The organism is Marinobacter salarius, from assembly GCF_032922745.1.
Classification (GTDB): Bacteria; Pseudomonadota; Gammaproteobacteria; order Pseudomonadales; family Oleiphilaceae; genus Marinobacter.
The window spans coordinates 2,382,581-2,400,711 of the sequence record NZ_CP136693.1; the positions used below are offsets into that span (position 1 = coordinate 2,382,581).

Annotated in this window: 19 protein-coding genes; 16 read left to right on the plus strand and 3 right to left on the minus strand. The window is 57.0% G+C overall.

Translation table 11 applies throughout. From position 1 onward, the window contains the following. Window positions 1-24 precede the first annotated feature (24 nt). The 12 genes from R1T46_RS11010 to flhB all read left to right on the plus strand — a co-directional run bounded on the left by R1T46_RS11010 (window position 25) and on the right by flhB (window position 9,590). Window positions 25-330, plus strand: a complete 306-nt coding sequence (locus R1T46_RS11010; RefSeq protein WP_317305344.1) for an STAS domain-containing protein — start codon at window positions 25-27, stop codon at window positions 328-330. A 32-nt stretch (window positions 331-362) separates the two neighbouring features. Then, a complete protein-coding gene (locus R1T46_RS11015; RefSeq protein WP_317305345.1) occupies window positions 363-2,129 on the plus strand; it encodes a SpoIIE family protein phosphatase in 1,767 nt (588 codons plus the stop codon). Beyond that, window positions 2,126-2,470, plus strand: coding sequence for an Hpt domain-containing protein (locus R1T46_RS11020; protein WP_317305346.1), 345 nt, complete (start codon window positions 2,126-2,128; stop codon window positions 2,468-2,470). Before R1T46_RS11015 ends, R1T46_RS11020 begins: the two co-directional genes overlap by 4 nt. Window positions 2,471-2,599: 129 nt before the next feature. After that, complete coding sequence (locus R1T46_RS11025) at window positions 2,600-3,832, plus strand: flagellar hook-length control protein FliK (RefSeq protein WP_317305348.1); 1,233 nt, start codon at window positions 2,600-2,602, stop codon at window positions 3,830-3,832. Between the two features lie 167 nt (window positions 3,833-3,999). Further along, complete coding sequence (fliL, locus tag R1T46_RS11030) at window positions 4,000-4,509, plus strand: flagellar basal body-associated protein FliL (protein ID WP_317305349.1); 510 nt, start codon at window positions 4,000-4,002, stop codon at window positions 4,507-4,509. 103 nt (window positions 4,510-4,612) lie between these two features. Further along, window positions 4,613-5,611, plus strand: a complete 999-nt coding sequence (fliM, locus tag R1T46_RS11035) for a flagellar motor switch protein FliM (protein ID WP_317305350.1) — start codon at window positions 4,613-4,615, stop codon at window positions 5,609-5,611. Then, a complete protein-coding gene (gene fliN / locus R1T46_RS11040; protein WP_317305351.1) occupies window positions 5,604-6,119 on the plus strand; it encodes a flagellar motor switch protein FliN in 516 nt (171 codons plus the stop codon). The genes fliM and fliN overlap by 8 nt, the downstream gene beginning before the upstream one ends. A 64-nt stretch (window positions 6,120-6,183) precedes the next feature. After that, on the plus strand, window positions 6,184-6,600 hold the full coding sequence (gene fliO / locus R1T46_RS11045; protein ID WP_317308300.1) for a flagellar biosynthetic protein FliO: 417 nt from the start codon (window positions 6,184-6,186) through the stop codon (window positions 6,598-6,600). A 1-nt stretch (window position 6,601) separates the two neighbouring features. Further along, window positions 6,602-7,366, plus strand: coding sequence for a flagellar type III secretion system pore protein FliP (gene fliP / locus R1T46_RS11050; protein ID WP_292047595.1), 765 nt, complete (start codon window positions 6,602-6,604; stop codon window positions 7,364-7,366). Between the two features lie 13 nt (window positions 7,367-7,379). Continuing rightward, window positions 7,380-7,649 carry a flagellar biosynthesis protein FliQ gene (gene fliQ / locus R1T46_RS11055; RefSeq protein ID WP_292047596.1) on the plus strand — a complete coding sequence of 90 codons (270 nt, stop codon included), beginning with the start codon at window positions 7,380-7,382 and terminating at the stop codon, window positions 7,647-7,649. 6 nt (window positions 7,650-7,655) lie between these two features. Continuing rightward, a complete protein-coding gene (gene fliR, locus R1T46_RS11060; protein WP_317305352.1) occupies window positions 7,656-8,438 on the plus strand; it encodes a flagellar biosynthetic protein FliR in 783 nt (260 codons plus the stop codon). Between the two features lie 15 nt (window positions 8,439-8,453). After that, window positions 8,454-9,590: a flagellar biosynthesis protein FlhB gene (gene flhB, locus R1T46_RS11065; RefSeq protein ID WP_036204851.1), complete on the plus strand. Its 1,137-nt coding sequence runs from the start codon at window positions 8,454-8,456 to the stop codon at window positions 9,588-9,590. Window positions 9,591-9,981: 391 nt separating this feature from the next. Here the strand turns inward: flhB and R1T46_RS11070 are convergent, their stop codons facing one another. Genes R1T46_RS11070 through upp form a run of 3 tightly spaced genes read right to left on the minus strand, consistent with a single transcriptional unit; the run spans window position 9,982 to window position 12,735 of the window. Continuing rightward, window positions 9,982-10,857, minus strand: coding sequence for a class I SAM-dependent methyltransferase (locus R1T46_RS11070; RefSeq protein ID WP_317305353.1), 876 nt, complete (start codon window positions 10,855-10,857; stop codon window positions 9,982-9,984). After that, complete coding sequence (locus R1T46_RS11075; RefSeq protein ID WP_317305355.1) at window positions 10,838-12,094, minus strand: uracil-xanthine permease family protein; 1,257 nt, start codon at window positions 12,092-12,094, stop codon at window positions 10,838-10,840. Before R1T46_RS11075 ends, R1T46_RS11070 begins: the two co-directional genes overlap by 20 nt. 2 nt (window positions 12,095-12,096) lie before the next feature. Next, on the minus strand, window positions 12,097-12,735 hold the full coding sequence (gene upp, locus R1T46_RS11080; protein WP_317305357.1) for a uracil phosphoribosyltransferase: 639 nt from the start codon (window positions 12,733-12,735) through the stop codon (window positions 12,097-12,099). Between the two features lie 223 nt (window positions 12,736-12,958). Here upp and flhA point away from each other — a divergent pair, with 223 nt between their 5' ends. From flhA to R1T46_RS11100, 4 genes are read left to right on the plus strand one after another with little or no spacing between them, the layout of a single operon-like run. Then, window positions 12,959-15,133: a flagellar biosynthesis protein FlhA gene (gene flhA, locus R1T46_RS11085; protein ID WP_317305358.1), complete on the plus strand. Its 2,175-nt coding sequence runs from the start codon at window positions 12,959-12,961 to the stop codon at window positions 15,131-15,133. 59 nt (window positions 15,134-15,192) lie between these two features. Next, window positions 15,193-16,491 carry a flagellar biosynthesis protein FlhF gene (gene flhF / locus R1T46_RS11090; RefSeq protein WP_317305359.1) on the plus strand — a complete coding sequence of 433 codons (1,299 nt, stop codon included), beginning with the start codon at window positions 15,193-15,195 and terminating at the stop codon, window positions 16,489-16,491. A gap of 46 nt (window positions 16,492-16,537) precedes the next feature. Beyond that, on the plus strand, window positions 16,538-17,350 hold the full coding sequence (locus tag R1T46_RS11095; RefSeq protein WP_317305360.1) for a MinD/ParA family protein: 813 nt from the start codon (window positions 16,538-16,540) through the stop codon (window positions 17,348-17,350). Between the two features lie 30 nt (window positions 17,351-17,380). Then, the gene (locus tag R1T46_RS11100) at window positions 17,381-18,112 is read left to right on the plus strand and encodes an RNA polymerase sigma factor FliA (RefSeq protein WP_317305361.1); all 732 of its coding nucleotides are present in this window, start codon (window positions 17,381-17,383) and stop codon (window positions 18,110-18,112) included. The last annotated feature ends 19 nt before the right edge of the window (window positions 18,113-18,131 follow it).

The following is an 18,131-nucleotide window of genomic DNA, read 5'->3' on the forward strand; positions in this document are numbered from 1 at the left end:
CACGCATACCATGGAGGTTCCGGAATGCCGATTCATACGCATCGCAGTTACGATGGCCAGACCCTGACTATAAAAATTGAAGGGCGTTTCGATTTCAGCACCCATCAGGCGTTTCGCGATGCGTACGAGCACGGCGACGAAAATGTGGACAGCTTTATCGTCGATCTCTCGAACACCACCTACCTCGACAGTTCTGCCCTTGGCATGCTGCTGTTGCTGCGTGACTACGCGGGAGGGGATCGTGCACGGATACGCATCGAAAACTGCAACAGCGATGTGCGTCGTATTTTGTCAATTTCCAATTTTGAACAATTGTTCGCGATTCGCTGAATCATCTGAGGAAGACGTCACGGAGGCCCGACGTGGACGATCCACTCCCAGAAAACCGGCCACTCCGGATTCTCATTGCCGATGACAGCGACAGTGATCGCCTGATTCTCAAAACCCTGTTACGTCGCCTTGGCCACAAGGTTGAAGACGCCGAAAACGGACTGGAAGCAGTCAATATTTTCCGCAAGTCAGCGCCAGACATCGTTCTGCTGGATGCACTGATGCCGGTCATGGACGGGATGGAGGCCGCCCGCCAGATCAAGGTGCTGGCGGGAGAGCAGTTGGTCCCCCTGATTTTCCTTACATCCCTGTCGGACGCCGGCGCGTTGGCTCGTTGTCTGGAGGCTGGCGGTGACGATTTTCTGACCAAACCCTACAATCGCATCATCATTGAAGCCAAGATCAACGCTTTCAATCGCATGCGGCTGATGCATCGTACCCTCAGCCACCACCGGGATCTGATCCGAGAACGCAATAGCAAGCTACTGGAAGAGCAGGAGATTGCCAAGCGGGTGTTTGACAACGTTGCCCATACCGGTTGCCTGGATGCGCCCAATATCCGCTTCCACGCGTCGCCGATGTCAATTTTCAACGGCGACGTGCTGTTTGCCTGTCCGCGTCCGGCTGGCGGCATGCAAATACTGATTGGGGATTTCACCGGTCATGGCCTGCCCGCCGCCATCGGGGCCATGCCTGTGGCGGAAATATTCTATGGCATGACCAGCAAGGGGTTTAGTGGTAGCGATGTACTCAGGGAGATCAACCAGAAGCTGGGTCGGATACTCCCCACCGGCATGTTCTGTTGTGCGGCCATGATCCAGGCGGATTTCCACCTGAACCAGCTGCAGATCTGGAATGGAGGGCTCCCTGACGGAGTGCTACTGAGAAAGGATGGCATGCGTGAAACCGTTGTTTCACGGCACCTGCCCTTGGGCGTAGTCGGTAATGCACGTTTTGACGCGGGTATGGAGGTGTTCCATACCGAACCGGGTGATACCTTGCTGATGATGACAGACGGCGTGATGGAGGCTGAGAATCGGCAGGGAGAGATGTATGGAGAGCAACGCCTTATCCGCTCGCTCGATGAGATGAGCCGGCAGGAGTCGCCATTTGAAACCATTATGTCCGGTATTCGTACCTTCACTGGAAATCAGCCCGAACAGGACGACCTGACGTTGATCACCCTGCGAATGGCGGAAGACGCAGAACTGGCCGGTATCTCCGATCGACTGCCTCAGTCGGCGCTGGAGGGCCCGGCGGAGTGGCGCTGTGTCTACGAGGTTCAGGATCGAACCCTGGGGCAGTTCAGCCCCCTGCCTTTGCTGCTGCACATCTGCATGGAGGTGCCGGGATTACGCCGGAAAAGTGGTGAGATATATACGCTCTTGGCTGAGCTGTACAGCAACGCACTGGAGCACGGTGTGCTTGGCTTGTGCTCGGACTGGAAGGCAACACCCGACGGATTCGGGCATTACTACGCTGAACGTGAGCGGAGGTTGGCTGATGTGGCGGGCCACTTTATACGCTTTACGTTGACCCATACCATGACAGGTCAGGGCGGGCGGTTGGCCATTGTCTGCGAAGATAGTGGCAGTGGCTTTGATTTCAGCAGGACACGTCTGGAGGCCGGCGATGAACGCCGCTATTCAGGCAGGGGGTTGCTGTTGATACAGAAGATTGGGCGTTCCCTGAACTACCGGGAACATGGCACCAAGGCTGAAATTGTATATGATTGGTATTTTTCTGAGGTTGCTGGCCGTGAGGGCAGTACCACCCAACAACCAGGGGGTTGGTCATGACGGACAAACCACACCTTGATGAAGAAGCGTTGGCCGAGTTGCAGGAAGTTATGGAGAATGAGTTCGACATTCTGATTAACACCTACCTCCATGATTCCTCTGACCGTATTGCACATTTGCGGGCGGCACTCGAAAAATCGGACGCCGACGCGTTCGCAAAATCCGCTCACAGCTTTAAAGGCAGTTGCATCAATATTGGGGCTCCTCGATTGGGCGAACTTTGTTTCGAGGCGGAAAAGGCGGGCCGTGACAACCAATTGTCACAGGCCGGAGCAATGCTCGACGATATCGAGAATGAATTCCGACAGGTTGAGGGCACGCTCAAGCGTTTTATTGCGTGACGGGAATGAATGGCATCGCTTTTGCTTTGACACCGTACAGGTACGCTGAAAAGCAGAGTAAGCGTACTGAAAAGGGGTCTGCAGCGTTCAGATACCACCGTCATTCAGTAAAAGCGGCAAGAGGTTGCCATGTCCCAAATGGTTCTTCCCCAGGCTTCCCCACAGGGCCCACAGGCCGATAACGGTTCGAAAAGCATCTCAGGCAACCGGGAAAAAAACGGCGAGAGTCCGTTTGACTCGGTTTCGCGGGCGGAGCAACAGCGGATCGACCGGAAACAGGCTGAAAAGCGTGACCAGGCGCACGCCGCTGACGATGCCCGCAGCGAGAAAGCCGGTCTGAATAACCCTGAAAGCGCGGGTTCTGATGACCTTGAGGAATCGTCAGCCGATACACAGGCTCGCAACGTGGATGCCCAAGGTAACGCGGATACCCAGGGTAAAGGTACGTCATCAAACCCATCCGCCGACGGAGAGGAATCTGACCAGGCCCCGGAAACGCTCTCTCCGCTGTTAACGGATCAGGAGGTTCCGGAGGAGGTCGTTCCCCTGACGTTCTCTGATTTGCAGGCCCTGCTGATGCCGGCGGGGGGCAATACGACGTCCGCGGCAATCGCTAACCCAGGCACGGGCAACGGCGCGATGCCGGGTGTGCAGGCCTTTGCCGGAATGATTGCCGGTTTGCCCGGGAATACCGCAGGCAAACACAGCCTGTCGACGGGTCAGGGAGCGGGGGCAAGTGCCTCTCAGGGGCTGGCATTGACTGAGGCTTTGCTGTCGGGCGTGGGGGCCGAGGGATCCCGTCCTCAGGAAACACCGTCGCTGCAAGGGGCTATACGCTTCCAGTCTGCCGTGGAACTGGCTAATCAACAGATGGCCAACCCCAACGCCGCAAAGCTGCCCGCCGAGGCCACTGCCTTACGGGGATACGCCACCTCCATTGATGTGCCGGTCAATCATGCGGAATGGGGCGACAAGCTCGTTGGCAAACTGACCTGGCTGACGGCCAGGAATATGTCGGTCGCCGAAATACATCTCACTCCGCCTGATATGGGGCCGATGGAAGTCAGGGTTCAGGTTCAGCAGGAACAGGCTCATATTACCGTCCATTCCGCCAACCCGGCCGTGCGAGACCAGCTTGAACAGCATAGCCACCGCCTCAGGGACATGCTGAGTGAGCAGGGGCTATCACTGGACCAGTTTGACGTCAGTGACTCGTCGCAGCAGCAAGCCGGTGAGGATAATGCCGAGGAGGGCAACAGGGGTGACGGACCGGCACTCGCCGATGTCGGTTTGGACGAGCAGGATCTGACGCCTGAATCCCTTGATCTGACCTGGAAAGGCGAAGTTGATATCTTTGCCTGACCTTGGAAGCCCGTCACCCGATGGTCGTCCATGACTCTCCCTTTGCCCATCCTCCCCAGCAACGCTAAACTGCTGTTCCGATAGGGAGGATTGGGCTATCTGGCCCGTCCTTTGCTTAAACCTCTTTATAACCGTTCCGGTTGACGGATTTCTGGCAGATCTACGTTATGGCTGAAAACAATGCGCCCCCTGAGGCGCCGGCAAAAAAAGGCAAGCTCAAGCTGATACTGATGCTGACAGTGGTGCTTGTTCTGGCGGTCGGATTGTCGGTATTAGGTACGATGTGGTTCTTGGGCGGCGGCATCCCAGGCATGGGCGACGCAGAACAGGAAGACAGTGCGGAGCAGGATGAAGTGTTTGTGCCCAGCACCTACACGGTGCTGGAAAAGGCCCTGGTCACGACGGTGCAGGCGGAAGGTCGGCAGCGCTACGCTCAGGTGTACCTGGCTTTCGAGTCTCAGGACCCGGCAGCGCTGGCTGCGGCCGACCGGCACATGCCATTGCTTCGCAGCCAACTGATCGGTGTGCTCGGCGGCCGGGACTTTAATGAGCTACAGACACCGGAGGGCCGGAAGTCGCTGGCCAATGATATGCTGACAACCGTCAACAGCGCGCTTGAACAGGAAGGGGAGCCGCCCTTGCTGGCCGTGCTGTTCAGGAACTTTGTCGTTCAGTAGAGAATGCGTTAGAAATGCATTAGCGATGTACTAGAGACAATCTAGGGCAAGCTAAAGAATGCAACAGCGCCCGGTAGGGCGGACATCACAGGCAGAGAAACGTATGCAGGACTTACTGTCACAGGACGAAATTGACGCGCTCCTCCATGGTGTGGATGACGGCGACATTGATACCTATGATGAAACCGACGAAGCCGGTATCAAGTCCTACGACCTTGCCAGCCAGGACCGCATTGTCCGTGGCAGGATGCCCACGCTGGAAATGATCAACGAGCGTTTCGCCCGCTACACCCGGATCAGCCTGTTCAATCTGTTGCGCCGCAACGCCGATGTGTCCACCGGTGGTGTTCAGATCATGAAGTTCGGCGAGTACATCCATACCCTTTACGTGCCCACCAGCCTCAACCTCTGCAAGGTCCGCCCGCTTCGGGGGACCTCGCTGTTTGTGTTGGACGCCAAACTGGTCTTTAAGCTGGTGGACAACTTCTTCGGTGGGGAAGGCCGACACGCCAAAATCGAGGGCCGCGAATTTACCCCGACGGAAACCCGTATCGTACAGATGGTGCTTGATCAGGTGTTTCATGACATGCGGGAAGCCTGGCATGCGGTGTTGAAGGTGGATTTCGAGTACCTCAGTTCCGAAGTCAACCCGGCCATGGCCAACATCGTCAGCCCCAGTGAGGTGGTGGTTGTGAGCACCTTCCACATTGAGCTTGATGGTGGTGGTGGCGAGCTGCACATGGCGCTGCCGTACTCCATGATTGAACCTATAAGGGATGTGCTGGACGCTGGCGTCCAGAGCGACATTGACGACGTGGATGAACGCTGGGTCAGTGCGCTTCAGGAAGACATCAAGGACGTGAATGTTCCCATTAATACCACGGTTTGCCGCCGACGCATTTCTCTTCGCGATATTGCCAAACTGAAGGAAGGCGACATCATCCCCGTGGAAATTCCCGAGTTACTGACCCTGACTGCCAATGGCATTCCGGTCTACAAAGCCACAATGGGAACCCGTGATGGCAAGCTGGCGCTAAGGATTCATGATCGGGCGACGGCGCCCAAAGTGAAAAAACAACTGAAGGTGGGACGCAATGGCTGACGACGATAAGAAAGACGAGCAGGAACTCAGCGAAGACGAGAAGCTTGCCGCAGAGTGGGAATCCGCCATGGAAGAGTCGGGGGATGCCGACGAAGATGGCCGCGAGGACGAGTGGGCTGCGGCCATGGCAGAGGCTGGAGAAACCGACGACGATGACGGCAGCGAGGACGCCAAAGACAATGTCCGTGCGGCACCCATGGAAGAGTTTCCGGAGGGATCGAACTTTAGCCAGGGTACAGGCCCCGCACCGGACCTGGATGTCATCCTCGATATTCCCGTGACCATTTCCATGGAAGTGGGTAACACCCAGATTCCGATTCGCAACTTGTTGCAGTTGAATCAGGGCTCGGTCATTGAACTGGACCGGCTGGCGGGTGAACCGCTGGACGTGCTGGTCAATGGCACCCTGATTGCCCACGGCGAAGTGGTCATGGTGAACGAAAAGTTCGGTATCCGCCTGACGGACGTCATTAGCCCCGGCGAACGCATCAAGCGGTTGCAGAAATAGTATGGCGCGGATGCATCGGTCAGCTGTCCGTTATGGCCTTACCGGCGTTTTATTGACGCCGGTTATGCCCGTTCTGACGTTCGCCCAGGAACAAGAGGGGCCGTCTGGGGAAGCCGCCACCGCACCGGATACTCTGGTCACCATGCTGACGTTGGGGGTGGGCCTGCTGGCGGTGATCGCCATTATCTTTGGTTGCGCCTGGATTGTAAGGCGCATGAGCGGCATGACGGGTGGCAATACCCGGGCCATCAAGGTGGTCTCGGTGATGCCCATGGGAACGCGTGAGCGGATTTCCCTGATCGAGGTCGGCGGCAAACAGATTCTGATTGGCGTTACGCCATCGGCCATTCGAACGTTGCATGTGTTTGATGAACCGGTGGTCAGTGCCGGTGACCCTGTGCCCAGCGATTTCGCCCGTAAACTCCAGGGCATGATCGGAAAATCCTGGGGCTCCGGTTCTTCATCGAAGGAAGGTTCCTGACATGGGAGTGCATGTGTCCGGGCGCATTCTGGCTTTGCTGACCCTTTTCACGCTTACAGCCTGGGCTCCCGCTGCACTGGCGGATATCCCCGGTATCCCAGCCTTCACCGTAACCCCGGGCGAGGAAGAGGGCGTTCAGGAATACTCCGTTTCCCTGCAGATCCTGGCGCTGATGACGGCGCTGACGTTCCTGCCTGCCATGCTGATGATGATGACATCGTTTACTCGCATCATCGTGGTGTTTGCGATCCTGCGTCAGGCTCTTGGTTTGCAGTCCACACCTTCCAACCAGATTCTGCTAGGTCTAACCCTGTTCCTGACCATCTTCATCATGAAGCCGGTACTGGAAGAGGTGAATGAAGTGGCGCTGCAGCCCTACATGCAGGAAGAGCTTAGCTCTTTGGAGGCGGTGGAGCAGGCCAGTCAGCCCTTCCGGAATTTTATGCTGGCACAGACACGGGAGAGTGACCTGGGATTGTTTATGCGCATCGCGGACGAACAATACGAGACTGCTGAGGATGTCTCCTTCTGGGTACTCTTACCAGCGTTTGTGACCAGTGAGCTCAAAACCGCGTTCCAGATCGGTTTCATTCTGTTTATTCCGTTTCTCATCATCGACATGGTGGTCGCCAGCGTTCTCATGGCCATGGGTATGATGATGCTGTCGCCAATCATTATTTCGCTACCGTTTAAAATCATGCTCTTTGTGCTGGTGGACGGCTGGGCCCTGATCATGGGTACCCTGGCTGCAAGTTACGGGATATAGGGGAAGCAACGCCATGACACCCGAAACCGTTATCGATATTCTGCGTGAAGCTCTGTGGATGATCGTGCTGTTAGCGAGTCTGATTATTGGGCCCGGCCTGGTGATCGGTCTTGTGGTCAGTACCTTCCAGGCGGCCACGCAAATCAACGAACAGACATTGAGTTTTCTGCCTCGCTTGCTGGTTACCCTGATCACCATCATCGTGGCGGGCCCATGGATGTTGACCCAGCTTCTTGATCATGCGAATCGACTGATCACCAATATCCCTTATTTGATTGGCTGACCGCGCATGCCCACGGAAATATCAGCCGACCTGATCAACCAGTGGGTAGGTCAGCACCTGTGGCCGCTGTTCCGGCTGGCCAGTTTCATGATGGTCATTCCCTTTATTGGCACCCAGCTTGTCCCGGCACGGGTTCGCTTGGGGCTCGCTCTTATTATCACCATCCTGGTGGTGCCCATGATCCCGCCAGTGCCTCAGGTGGACGCCTTCAGTGCTGACGGGGTGGTGATCACCTTGCAGCAAATCCTCATTGGTGTGGGGATGGGATTTGCCCTGACGGCCCTGTTCCAGCTGTTTGTTGTTGCCGGACAGATGATTGCCATGCAAATGGGGCTTGGTTTTGCCTCCATGGTTGATCCGGCCAACGGCGTGAGTGTGCCGGTATTGGCGCAGATCTACACCATCACCATTACTCTGCTGTATCTGGCGATGAACGGGCACTTGGTCGCATTCGAAGTCTTTATTGAGAGCTTCCGCACCATCCCCATTGGCCTGGAAGGTCTGGGGCAGGCTGGTGTGTGGCAGCTCGCCCATCGCATCAGTTGGATATTCGTGTCCGCTGTCTTGCTGGCCCTACCTGCTGTCACCGCCGTGTTTATCGTCAATATTTCCTTTGGGGTTATGACACGTGCTGCTCCCCAGATGAACATTTTTGCCCTGGGTTTTCCGATTGGCCTGATTTTTGGATTATTTGCCATATGGGTGCTGCACGCCAATTTTCTGCCACATTTCGAGCAGTACACCCGGGAGACGTTTGAGTTCATGCGAAACCTGCAAGGGCAGCCTTAGTAGCGACGGAAAACCATGGCCGAAGAAAACGACAACAGCCAGGAAAAAACCGAAGAGGCCACCCCCCGAAGGCTTGAGAAAGCCAGGGAGGACGGCCAGACTGCGCGTTCCAAGGAACTGGCGACCATGGCTGTTCTGTTGGCTGGTGCCGGCGGCCTGCTGATGTTTGGCGCGTCAATGGGCGCTTCCCTGGAAAGTATCATGCGCGACAGCTTCGTGTTGGAGCGCTCCGCCATCTTCGACACCCGGCATATGAGCGTCCAGCTGATTGCCTCCACCAAGGAAGCCGCCCTGTCCCTGGCGCCCTTGCTGATCCTCTTGCTCGTCGCTGCAGTCGCAGGCTCGATTGGTATTGGTGGTCTGCTGGTCAGCGGAAAAGCCATCGCCCCCAAGCTTAATAGAATGGACCCTCTCAAAGGTCTCAAGCGCATGTTCTCCATGCGTTCGCTGATTGAACTGGTCAAAGCCATCCTGAAAGTCGGCCTGGTGATGGCGGTAGCGATCCTGATATTGAACCTGCGTACGGATGACCTGCTTAGCATCGCTGAAGAGCCTGCGAGATCGGCCATGGAGCATGTTGTGTGGACCATGGCCTGGAGCTTTTTCATCCTTGCCTGTGCCACCATCGTCATTGCCGCGATCGACGTGCCGTTCCAGATCTTTGATCACCAGAAAAAGCTGCGCATGACCAAGCAGGAAGTGAAAGACGAATACAAGGATACGGAAGGCAAGCCGGAAGTGAAGGGTAAGATCCGTCAGTTGCAGCGTGAGATGGCTCAGCGTCGGATGATGCAGGATGTCCCGGGCGCGGATGTGGTGATCACTAACCCGACGCATTATGCGGTGGCGTTGAAGTACGATCAAAAGAAGATGGCGGCGCCGATTGTGGTGGCGAAAGGGTCGGACGAAACGGCTTTCAAGATCATGGAGATTGCCCGCGAGAACAAGGTGGAGATTCTCCGCACGCCACCTTTGGCGCGGGCGGTTTACCACAACACTGACATCGGGGGTGAAATCCCGGATGGTCTGTACATGGCGATCGCCCAGGTGCTCGCCTATGTGTTCCAGCTTCGTCAATTCCGTAAGGGACGGGGCGAGAAGCCCCAGATGCCGAAGTTTCCGATTCCTTCGGATTTGCGGCGCGACGTTTGAGTTGGGTGCTGGCCTGTTGGTACCTAGCCTGTTGGTTTGGGGGAGGTGGTTCTGCGGGCGGGCTGCCCAAAACACGCTCCTTCGGCACATCCATGTGACGCTTGGACTCCGCCATCCATGGCTCCGTACAGTTTTGGGCAGCCCACCCGCAGAGCCACTTCTTTCATCATAGATATCGCCAAAATCGTCAAAACCTTTCTCGGGTTTCCTATTATTCGACCTTGCCTGCTTGCGATAACGCCGTTGATCGAGGGGGTGTGGGGAAGGGACTCCCAAAAACGTGGAGCGCCATGGATGGCGCGACCGAGCCCTACAGGGATGTATTCACGGGCGTTTTTTGGGAGTCCCTTTCGCACACCCGTTAACGCCAAACCGGAAGGCTAAAAGCAGGTTACACCGAGGCCTCAATAACCCGAACCATAGGATCACGGCGGCTCTCCGGAATTGGGAGTTGGCCGTAGAGGTCAGCAGGGTTGTGGACGGTAACGGAGGGAAAGCCGCAAGCACCGAAGTGCTCAGCCGCTTGTTGGTCGTCCAGGAAATGGAAGCTGACATCACTGCGGGTAACCGTGCTTAGCAGTCCGCCGAGGGATTTCAGGGCACCGCGTAACAGTGGCTGGTTTGGCATCAGGTAGCTTTCGGACAGGTAGACCGATCCCGGGCGCTGTTGCAGCAGTGCAGCCAGGCGTTTCCAGAATTCTGAAATAACCGGCAAGGAGAAATAGCTGGTCAGTCCCTCGGTGACGACAACCACCGGTTCTTTGCTGTCGAACGCTCTCGCGACAATCGCCTCCAGCGTCTGTTCACCGGATTCCGCCAGGATGTCGATGGGCATTACCTGATGGTGGTCGCCCAGGCGACCGGAGGCCAGGAGTCTTGCGGCCTTTTTGGTGGCCATGTCGGGGAGGTCGGCTTCCACCATATGGAGGTGTGGGTGCTTTTCCCGCAAGCGGATGCCTCTTGGAGACATTCCGCAGGCAATTTCCAGAACCTGGGTGACGCCACGCTCAAGGGCCTGTTCGATAAGGTGATCGATGATCAGGTGGCGCTGCATCAGGAAGGTGCGGATGTTGCCACCGATGAGCGTTTTGCTTCCTACCTCGAACGGAGTCATCAGGTGATACAGCCAGCGCCCCTCATCCGTCGCAAGCACGTCGTCGGAGAGACCGTACCGGTGCCATACGGCACCGGTATAGAGAGCGGTAAAGCTGATGCCGGAGCTGCCAGCTGCTTTCATTGGTCGGTTGTCAGTGGGTGTCTTGCTCATGAATCCGTGCGCCCCATGCCTCGCCCTTGCCTGGCAGGATCAGGTTGAGGGCTATGGCAACCACCGCGCAAAGGGCGATGCCCTCCAGGTTACCAATCGCCATGCCACCAATCCCGAAGACCAGAGTGACGGCAACGATGACCAGGTTGCGTGCCTGCGACAGGTCGACCTGGTGCCGGATCAGGGTATTCAGGCCGACAACGGCAATAGAGCCGAACAACAGGCACAGGATACCGCCCATGACCGGCGCCGGGATGGTTTGGAGCGCTGCGCCGAATTTGCCGATGAACGCCAGCACGATGGCAATGCACGCCGCCCAGATCATGACTTTGGGATTGAAGTTCTTGGTCAGCACCACCGCGCCCGTAACCTCTGAATAGGTGGTGTTGGGCGGGCCACCAAGGGCTGAGGCAGCACTGGTGGCAAGGCCGTCGCCTAGCAGGGTGCGGTGCAGGCCGGGTTTCTCAAGGTAGTTTTTGCGGGTGACGGTACCGATGGCGAGGATGTCGCCAATGTGCTCAATGGCTGGTGCGATGGCCACAGGAATCATGAACAGGATGGCTGCCCAGCTGAACTCCGGCGCCACAAAGTTGGGGATGGCGAACCAGGGCGCGTTGGTAATGGGTGACAGGTCCACGATGCCAGCAAAGGCGGAGAGTATGTACCCGACGATAATGCCGAACATGATCGGGATCAGGCGGAAGATTCCGCTGGACCAGACCGCCATAATCACGGTCACGGCCAGGGAGATCATCGCAATCCAGATGGCGGTGTCGTAGGGCACCAGTTGTTGCGCGCCATCACCGGTGCGGCCGGAAGCCATGTGGACAGCCACCGGCGCCAGGCCAAGGCCAATCACCATAATAACCGGGCCGATAACCACGGGAGGCAACAAGCGGGTGATGAAACCGGTACCGCGCAGGCGTACAGCGCCACTCAGGATGATATAAAGGATGCCCGCGGCCATCAGGCCACCGAGTGTTTCCTCAAGGCCGAAGCGACCCTTGGCGGCAATGATCGGGGCGATAAAGGCGAAGGATGAGGCCAGGAAAATGGGAATCTGGCCGCCGGTGACGATGTGGAAAATCAGCGTGCCAATGCCGGCGGTGAACAGCGCAACGTTGGGATCGAGGCCGGTAATCAGGGGCATCAATACCAATGCGCCAAAAGCCACCAGCAGCATTTGTGAGCCGGCGATGGCCTGTTTCCAGACCGGGTCGGTGCTATGGTCCTGCATGGTTAGACGTCCTTCTGCTTGGTGCCGAAGATTTTGTCGCCGGCGTCGCCAAGCCCCGGAAGGATGTAACCTTTCTCATTTAGCCTGTCATCGATTGATGCGGTGTAGATCGACACATCTGGATGTTTCTCCAACACTTTTTTTACGCCTTCTGGTGCTGCAACCAGGACGAGTGCACGAATTTCGGTACTGCCGGCTTTCTTTAGCACGTCGATGGTGGAGATCATGGAGCCACCGGTGGCCAGCATGGGGTCGACGATCATGGCCATGCGCTCATCCAGTTCGCCTACCAGCTTTTCAAGATAGGTGCTGGCTTCCAGGGTTTCTTCGTTGCGCACTTGGCCGACAACGCTGACCCGGGCACCGGGAATCAGGGTGAGTACGCCGTCCAGCATACCCAGGCCGGCCCGAAGGATTGGCACGATGGTGGTTTTCTTGCCCTGGATCTGTTCAATCTCCACCGGCCCGGCCCAGCCTTCAATGGTTTTCTTCTGCAGTGAAAAATCCTTGGTGGCCTCGTACGTCAACAGAGCACCGACTTCCTGAGCGAGCTCCCGGAAATTTTTGGTGCTGATGTCTGAGCGGCGCATCAGGCCGAGTTTATGGCGGATAAGAGGGTGCTTGACCTCGTGAATTGGCATGGGCTCACCTTTGCGTCTGGGTCGATGATGTGATTGGGCGCAGTAAAGACGCCAGCAAATGGCGCAAGGATACCGTATCTTGCCGAGTCCGTCAGGCGTGGTAAAAAGAAAAGCCGTGAGGGCTGGTACGGATCTTGCGAATACCTCGTCAAACGATGCGTCTGCGTCAAAAAAACGACCCGCACACCCCTGCGGTTTACCGCCAATCGGAGAGTTTCCCGGCATGGATCGAGCGCTAGTCTTCAACAATGTCAAATCCCTGACGCGGGGTAATATTGGCATTCCCGTGATGTTGATGGGGTTGCTGGGCATGATGATTCTGCCCATGCCGGCGTTCATGCTGGACGTGTTCTTCACCTTCAACATTACCTTGTCGATCGTGATCCTGCTGGTGTGTGTCTACGCCTTGCGGCCGATGGAGTTTGCATCCTTTCCGACTGTTCTGTTGGTGGCAACACTGTTGAGGTTGGCGCTCAACGTTGCATCCACACGGATTGTTCTGCTCAACGGCCATGAAGGCGGTGATGCGGCCGGTAAGGTGATCGAGTCGTTCGGCGCGGTTCTTATCGGCGGTAACTACGCGGTTGGCCTGGTGGTCTTCGCCATCCTCATGATCATCAACTTCCTGGTGGTCACCAAAGGTGCTGGCCGGGTGTCGGAAGTAAGCGCACGTTTCACCCTGGATGCCATGCCGGGTAAGCAGATGGCCATCGATGCCGATCTCAATGCCGGTCTTATCAACCAGGAAGAAGCCAAGCACCGTCGCTCTGAAATTGCCCAGGAAGCAGACTTCTACGGCTCGATGGACGGCGCCAGTAAATTCGTCAAGGGCGACGCCATCGCCGGCCTGTTGATCCTGGCCATCAACCTGATCGGTGGCATTGCCATCGGTATGCTCCAGCACGGCCTCGATTTTGGTACGGCTACGCAGAACTATGCACTGCTGACCATTGGTGACGGTCTGGTGGCTCAAATTCCGTCACTGCTGCTGTCGACGTCTGCAGCGATCATGGTTACCCGGGTAACGTCCAGCCAGGACATGGGCGGGCAGATACTGCAACAAATGTTCAACGCCCCCAAGGCGCTGGGTATCGCGGCCGTTATTCTCATCATTCTGGGCCTGATTCCTGGCATGCCGCACGTAGCATTCCTCGGTCTGGGGGCGATTGCGGGTGGTATTGCCTGGTACATATGGCAACAGGAACGCCAGACCGTTGAGGAGGATGGTGTGTTCCCGATCCGGGGCGGTGGTGCTCGTCCGGCAGGCCCGGGGCGCGACTTGCCACCTGGCGGTGAGGGCGGTGAACAGAGTGCCCAGCTGCCGCCGCCGGGAGAAACCCGGGAACTCGGATGGGACGATGTGGCCACCGTGGATATCGTCGGCCTGGAGGTGGGCTATCGCCTGATTCCCCTGGTGGATAAATCCCAGGGCGGTCAGCTTCTCAGCCGTATCAAGGGCGTTCGCAAAAAGCTCTCACAGGATCTGGGCTTCCTGATGCCTTCGGTCCATATCCGCGACAACCTCGACCTGATGCCCAATGTCTACCGAATCACCCTGATGGGCGTCACCATTGCCGAGGCAGAAATCCATCCAGACCGTGAACTGGCGATTGACCCAGGTCAGGTGTTCGGCAAGATCGAGGGGATAGAGGGCAAAGACCCCGCCTTTGGTCTGGACGCCAGTTGGATCGAGCCGGATAAAAAAGACCAGGCACAGACCCTCGGTTATACCGTCGTGGACGCCAGTACCGTGGTGGCGACACACCTCAACCAGATCCTTCAGAGACACGCCCACGAACTGCTTGGCCATGAGGAAGCTCAGAAATGGCTGGACCAGCTCGAAAAAGTGTCACCAAAGCTGGCGGAAGAACTGGTACCCACCACCATTTCCATCAGCCTGCTGCTGAAGGTGCTACAGAATCTGCTGAAAGAGGAAGTGCCGATCCGTGACATGCGCTCTATTGCGGAGGCCATTGTGAACGTCCACCCGAAGAGCCAGGACCCGAAACTGCTGACCACGGTTGCTCGCCAGTCACTTCGCCGGATGATTGTCCAGAGTATCTGTGGCAACGACGCGGAGATCCCGGTGATTACTCTGGATCCGGACTTGGAACAGTTATTGCTAAAGTCCATGCAGCAGAGTCAACAATCCGGCGGTCAAGAAGACATCGGGCTGGTGCTGGAGCCAAATATGGTTGAGAAGCTTCAACGGTCGCTCCAGGACAGCGTCCAGCGCCAGGAAATGCTGGGCAAGCCGGCGATTCTCCTGGTTTCCGGGCCCTTGCGCCCGGTACTGGCGAAGTTTGCCAGCTACGGAGTCGAGCGCCTGCATGTACTGTCGTATCAGGAAATTCCGGATAACAAACAGATCACTATTGTCGCATCCGTCGGCCAGTAAAGGCCGCGGCTGGAAAGGCGGAAGACGCTGGGAAGCGTTGACCGAAAGGAGGCATCATTATGAAAGTAAAGCGGTTTTTCGCCAAAAGCATGGCAGAGGCACTGCGTCAGGTGCGGGATCAGATGGGGCCCGATGCCGTGATCCTTTCCAATCGTCGTGTTGATGGCGGCGTCGAAATTGTGACAGCGCTCGATTACGACGAAAACATGGCGCGTCAGCGTCTCGGAGACGCCGCACGGGAAGCCACCAATGGCTCACGGCTAGCCGAGTTGCAGGCGGAACAGCATCGCCGCCTGGAGGACGAACTCGGCCGCTCCCGCGATCGCATTCGTGAAGTGCGTGAAAAGCGTGCGGCGTTTGGTAGGACGAGTGTGGGTGGTGAGTTTGGTGACGCTGGTCTTTCTGAGGAAGCACTCGCCAACGACGATACTGTGGTTGTTGAAGAGCCGTCGACCGCACGTGCTGCCTATTCCGGCGAGCTTGCGCAAATGCGCGCGGAAATCAGTTCCCTCCGTGACTTGGTCAGTGCCCGCAACGGCGGTGAACCCGAACAAACAGCGGTAAACGCAGTACAGCAGAGGCTGTCTGAAAAGTTGCAGGAATTCGGTCTCGGACTGGAGCTTGCCAATTCTCTGTCCCGGCGTCACCGGGCAGGCCGGCTTGAAGATGGTTGGAAACAGTCTCTGAAAATGCTGGCCGCCGGTGTAAAGACTACGCGCACCGAGTGGGCGGAAGAGGGTGGTGTCTATGCTCTGGTGGGACCAACCGGGTCCGGCAAGACGACGACCATCGGCAAGCTGGCCGCACACTACGTTCTGCGCCACGGCCCTGACTCTCTGGCACTGGTCACAACCGATCGCTATCGGGTTGCGGCACACGAGCAATTATTCGTGTTCGGGCGCATACTGAACGTTCCGGTTCGGGTTGTGGATGAAACCCATTCCCTGGACGACATACTGGACGAACTGTCGGACCGGCACCTGGTGTTGATTGATACCGCAGGCCTGACCAGCACCGACAAGGGCTACGAGGAGCAGCTTATGGAGCTGGCTCGCAGTCACCATCGGATTCGAACCCATCTGGTGGTTTCGGCAACCAGTCAGCCGCGCATCATGAAATCCGTCTGGCATTGCTATAAGATGGCAAATCTTACGGGTTGTGTGATGACCAAAATCGATGAAGCACTGACCCTGGGTGAATCGCTGGGATTCGTCATGGAAACGGGATTGCCGGTGGCCTATTACACCGACGGGCAGAAAATCCCGGAAGACTTGCACCACGCTGAGTCCATCCCGCTGGTGCGTTTAGCCGTGGAGAGGCTGAAGAAACTCCAGCAGCAACAGGCAGTCGCTGTTTAAAAACAACACAGCCTGCGGTTAAACGCGGCAAGAGATCAGAGTCAGTATGAGCAGACCACATCCGGTACAGGTTATTGCCGTTTCCGGCGGGAAAGGGGGCGTTGGCAAGAGCAACGTATCAGTAAACCTTGGCATCGCCCTCGCGCAAATGGGGCGTCGGGTGGTACTGCTAGACGCCGATCTTGGTCTTGCCAACATTGACGTGCTTCTGGGTATTACCGCCAACCGCAACATACAGGATGTCATTGCCGGGGATTGCGACTTGCGGGATGTGCTGGTCAATGGACCCGGTGGCATTAAAATCGTGCCTGCCTCCTCGGGGACTCAGCGTATGACTCAGCTTTCCACGCTGGAGCATGCTGGCCTGATCAACGCTTTCAGTGAACTGGGTGACCAGATCGATGTGCTGATTGTTGATACCGCTGCGGGTATTTCCGAATCGGTGGTGAGTTTCCTCCGAGCCTCACAGGAACTATTGCTGGTTGTCTGTGATGAACCTACGTCTATTACCGACGCCTACGCCCTTATAAAGCTCATGAACCGGGATTACGGCACCAACCGCTTCCGTATACTGGCCAACCAGGTCAGGAATGAGCAGGAAGGTCGCCACCTGTTTGAAAAACTGACCCGGGTTACCGAGCGCTTTCTTGATGTGGCACTACAATATGTGGGTATCGTGCCGTATGACGAGGCCGTAAAAAAGGCGGTACAGCGGCAGCGTGCCGTGCTGGATGCCTACCCTCGGGCAAAAGCATCGTTGGCAATCAAGAGCCTTGCGGAGAAAGTGGATAGCTGGCCGCTGCCATCGTCGCCCCGGGGGCATCTGGAATTCTTTGTGGAGCGGCTCGTCGAAGTCTGATTTTGATCCTGTCACTGAATAGCCGGATACATGACATTGGCGAAAGAACTTGGAATCTACAACCGGACGGGTACACGCGGACCTTCCCAGCTCGTTGAGGAACAGGCCCCGCTGGTCAAAAAAATAGCGCTTCATCTCATGGCGCGGCTGCCGGCATCTGTCCAACTGGATGATCTTATGCAGGCAGGCATGATTGGTTTGTTGGAAGCTGCACAGCGATACAGTTCCGACAAGGGGGCTACCTTTGAGACATACGCCGGCATCCGGATCCGCGGGGCCATGGTGGATGAAATTCGCAAGGGTGACTGGGTCCCTCGATCCGTCCACAGGAATTCCCGCCGCATTGCCAAAGCCATCAAGGCTGTCGAGGATCGCCTGGGCCGGGAGGCCCAAGACTCGGAAGTAGCCGAAGAGCTCGGGTTGGACCTCGACGAATACTATTCCTCCCTGAGCGATGCCAACAGTGGTCGACTTTTTAGTCTGGATGAGCTCAATGAATCCGGCGAGCTGCCGATAGAAGAAACAGAAGGCAGCGATAACCCACTGGATGGCTTGGCGTCTGACAACTTCCGCAAGAACCTGGCCACCGCGATTAGTGATCTGCCCGAGCGAGAAAAGCTGGTGCTCAGCCTTTATTACCAGGAAGAGCTGAACCTGAAGGAAATCGGTGCCGTGCTGGGTGTTAGCGAAAGTCGGGTCAGCCAGATTCACAGTCAGGCCGCGCTCCGTCTGCGGGGGCGTCTCACTGGTTGGCAGCACTGAACAGGCCATCGCCCTGTTG